This is a genomic window from uncultured Frigoribacterium sp., from assembly GCF_963515265.1.
Lineage (GTDB): Bacteria > Actinomycetota > Actinomycetes > Actinomycetales > Microbacteriaceae > Frigoribacterium.
This window is the reverse complement of the sequence record NZ_CAUPYL010000244.1, coordinates 1-3,241: the sequence shown is the minus strand read 5'-3', so window position 1 is coordinate 3,241 and position 3,241 is coordinate 1. Positions and strand designations below refer to the sequence as shown.

Genomic DNA, 3,241 nt, shown 5'->3' with positions numbered 1-3,241 from the left:
GACCGCGGCTGGGACGTCGCCGTGCTCGCGCGCGGCCAGGAGGGGCTGGACGGCGCCGTCGCCGACGTCAGGGCGGCCGGTCGCCGCGCCCTGGGCGTCCCCACCGACGTCGCCGACCGTGAGCAGGTCGAGGCGGCCGCGACGCGCGTCGAGGACGAGCTCGGCGACATCGGCCTCTGGGTCAACTGCGCCATGGTCGGGGTGTTCGGCGAGTTCCTCGAGACCGACCCCGACGACTTCGAGCGTGCCACCCAGGTGAACTACTTCGGCTTCGTCAACGGCACCCGCGCGGCGCTGTCGCGCATGACGCCGCGCGACAAGGGCCACGTGATCCAGGTGGGCTCCGCGCTCGCGCACCGGGGAATCCCGCTGCAGGCTGCCTACTGCGCCTCGAAGCACGCCGTCCAGGGGTTCACCGAGTCGGTGACGACCGAGCTGATCCACAACCAGAGCCACGTCGTCATCTCGACCGTCGACATGCCGGCCCTCAACACGATCCAGTTCAACTGGGTCCGGTCTCGTCTTCCCGAGCACCCGAAGCCGGTGCCGCCGATCTTCCAGCCCGAGGTGGGCGCGCGTGCCATCGCCGACGTGGCCGACAAGCCGCGTCGCCGCTCGTGGATCGGCGAGCCGACCGTCATGACGGTGCTCGGCAACCGCTTCGTGGCCAACTGGCTCGACGTGTACCTCGCCAAGACCGGATACAGCGGCCAGCAGGCGCCCGAGAAGTCCGAGCCCATGTGGCCGGACAACCTCTACAGCCCCGTCGCCGGCGACCACGGCGCCCACGGCATCTTCGACGACCAGGCCCGCTCGACCAGCCCCCAGGTCTGGTACACCCGCAACCGCGGCGTCAGCTACGCGCTCGCCGCGGCGGGGGCCCTCGGTGCGGGCGCCGCCGTGGTGCGGGCCGTCGCCGGCAGCCGGCGCCGCCCGTGACGGCCGACTTCGACGCCGTCGTCGTCGGCGCGGGCCCGAACGGCCTCTCGGCCGCCGTCGTGCTCGCGAGGGCAGGACTGCGCGTCCAGCTGCTCGAGCGCGCCGACACCATCGGCGGCGGCACCCGCACCGCCGAGCTGACCCTGCCGGGGTTCCGCCACGACATCTGCTCCGCGGTGCACCCGATGGCGATGGCCTCCGGCTTCTTCCGGCGGTGGGGGCTGCAGCAGCGGGTCGAGATGATCGTGCCCGAGGTCTCGTACGGGCACCCGCTCGACGGCGGCACCGCGGGCGTCGCCTACCGCGACCTCGAGCGGACCGCCGACGGCCTCGGCGTCGACGGCCCCACCTGGCACCGGATGTTCTCCCGGCTCGTCGACCTCGAGCCCGAGCTCTCGCAGTTCACCCTGTCGCCGATCCTCCAGGTGCCGCGCCACCTCGGCACCACGGTCGAGTTCGGCCTGAGGATCCTGCACCAGGCGGGCCCGTGGTGGGACGCCGGCCTCCGCACCGAGGAGGCGCGCGCACTGCTGGCGGGCGTCATGGCCCACGCCATCCGCCCGATGCCGAGCCTCAGCGCGTCGGCCGCCGGCCTCGCCCTCGCGGTGCACGGGCACGGCTACGGGTGGGCGGTGCCGCGCGGCGGCAGCCAGGCGATCGCGGACGCGCTCGCCGCCGACCTGGTCGCGCACGGCGGGGTGATCGAGACCGGCGTCGAGGTGACCAGCCTGCGTCAGCTCGACGCGTCCGTCCGGCTGCTCGACGTGACCCCGAAACAGCTGATCGCGATCGCCGGCGACGAGATGCCGGCCGGGTACCGACGCCGGCTGGAGCGGTTCCGGTACGGGGGAGGCGCCTCCAAGGTGGACTTCGCCCTCAGCGGCCCCGTGCCGTGGCAGGCCGAGGAGCTGCGGCGCACGCCGACCGTGCACCTCGGCGGCGACCGGGCGGCCGTGGCCCGCGCCGAGCACGACGTCGCCCGAGGCGTGCACCCCGCCGAGCCGTTCGTGCTCGCGGTGCAGGCGGGCGTCGTCGACGACACCCGCGCGCCGGCCGGGCAGCACGCCCTGTGGACCTACGCGCACGTGCCGAACGGCAGCACCGTCGACATGACCGAGGCGGTCACGCAGCAGATCGAGCGGTTCGCGCCCGGCTTCCGCGACCTCGTCCTCGCCTCCCGCGCCCACACGGCGTCCGACCTCGAGGAGCACGACCCGAACTACGTCGGCGGCGACATCGCGTCGGGGGCCCCGACGATGCGGCAGCTGATCGCGCGACCCGTGGTGTCGACCGACCCGTGGCGCACCCTGGTCGCGGGGACGTACCTCGCGTCGTCGTCCGTGCCGCCGGGCCCCTCGGTGCACGGCATGGGCGGCGCCTACGCCGCCCTGAGCGCCCTGCGCCACGAGTTCGGCATCGACCACCTGCCCCGGCTGGGGCCCGACGGAGGGACGACGACGTGAGTCGCGACCAGAGGTTCTTCGAGGCGTCGCCGCACGAGGTCTTCGACGTGCTGAGCGACGGCTGGCTGTTCCCGAGCTGGGTGGTGGGCGCCTCCCGCATCCGCGACGTCGAGTCCACCTGGCCGGCCGTCGGGGCGCGGATCCACCACTCGTTCGGCGTCTGGCCGCTCGTGCTCGACGACACGACGAGCGTGCTCGAGTGGCACCCGCCGCACCGGGCCGTCTTCAGGGCCCGCGGCTGGCCGTTCGGCGAGGCGCAGGTCGCCCTGACCGTGCACGACCGCGCGGGCGGCTGCCTCGTCGTGATGGAGGAGGAGGCGGTCACCGGGCCGGGCGCGCTCGTCCCCGACGCCGTCCTCGACCCCGCCCTGGGCATCCGCAACCGCGAGACGCTGCGACGGCTCGCGTGGCTGGCCGAGGGACGGCTGCGCGACCGGGTCTCGCCGAGCTGACCCCCGCCTCCCGGACCCCGGCCGCCTGCCGTCGTCGTCGTCGCTAGAGCGGGGACGTCTCGCCGGCGTGCGGCGCTCGCAGCTGCCGCAGGGCCGGCGCGTGCAGCGGCGTCGTCTCCCACCGGACGTCGGCGGCGCCTCCGTCGAGCACCAGGTGCAGGCGGTGGGGCGTCTCGACGAACACCACGTCCACGTGCAGCGCCGCGCCCCGGCGGCCCGCGGTGACCGCGAGCGCGTCGGTGACGGCCCAGGCGCCGAGCACGACCTCGGCCTCGAGCACGTCGTCGCCCTCGTGCAGCAGCACGCGCCAGGACGACCCCTCGCCCGCCAGCTCGACCGACGTCAGCGACGGCTGCTCGCTCGACGGCGACGGCGACGGCACGAAGG

General features: G+C 74.8%; 3 protein-coding genes and 1 pseudogene. 3 read left to right on the top strand and 1 reads right to left on the bottom strand.

Annotation, left to right across the window (positions count from 1 at the left end; genetic code table 11):
- The 3 genes from RWM17_RS13325 to RWM17_RS13315 form a co-directional block, all read left to right on the top strand.
- Positions 1-939, top strand: a 939-nt coding sequence (locus tag RWM17_RS13325; protein ID WP_314104438.1) for an SDR family oxidoreductase, incomplete at its 5' end; no start/stop codon positions are given.
- Positions 936-2,402 carry an NAD(P)/FAD-dependent oxidoreductase gene (locus RWM17_RS13320; RefSeq protein ID WP_314104435.1) on the top strand — a complete coding sequence of 489 codons (1,467 nt, stop codon included), beginning with the start codon at positions 936-938 and terminating at the stop codon, positions 2,400-2,402. The genes RWM17_RS13325 and RWM17_RS13320, both read left to right, overlap by 4 nt.
- Positions 2,399-2,854 carry an SRPBCC family protein gene (locus RWM17_RS13315; protein ID WP_314104433.1) on the top strand — a complete coding sequence of 152 codons (456 nt, stop codon included), beginning with the start codon at positions 2,399-2,401 and terminating at the stop codon, positions 2,852-2,854. The genes RWM17_RS13320 and RWM17_RS13315 overlap by 4 nt, the downstream gene beginning before the upstream one ends.
- A gap of 43 nt (positions 2,855-2,897) precedes the next feature.
- Here the strand turns inward: RWM17_RS13315 and RWM17_RS13310 are convergent.
- Positions 2,898-3,241: pseudogene (locus RWM17_RS13310) on the bottom strand (hypothetical protein); the annotation flags it as partial.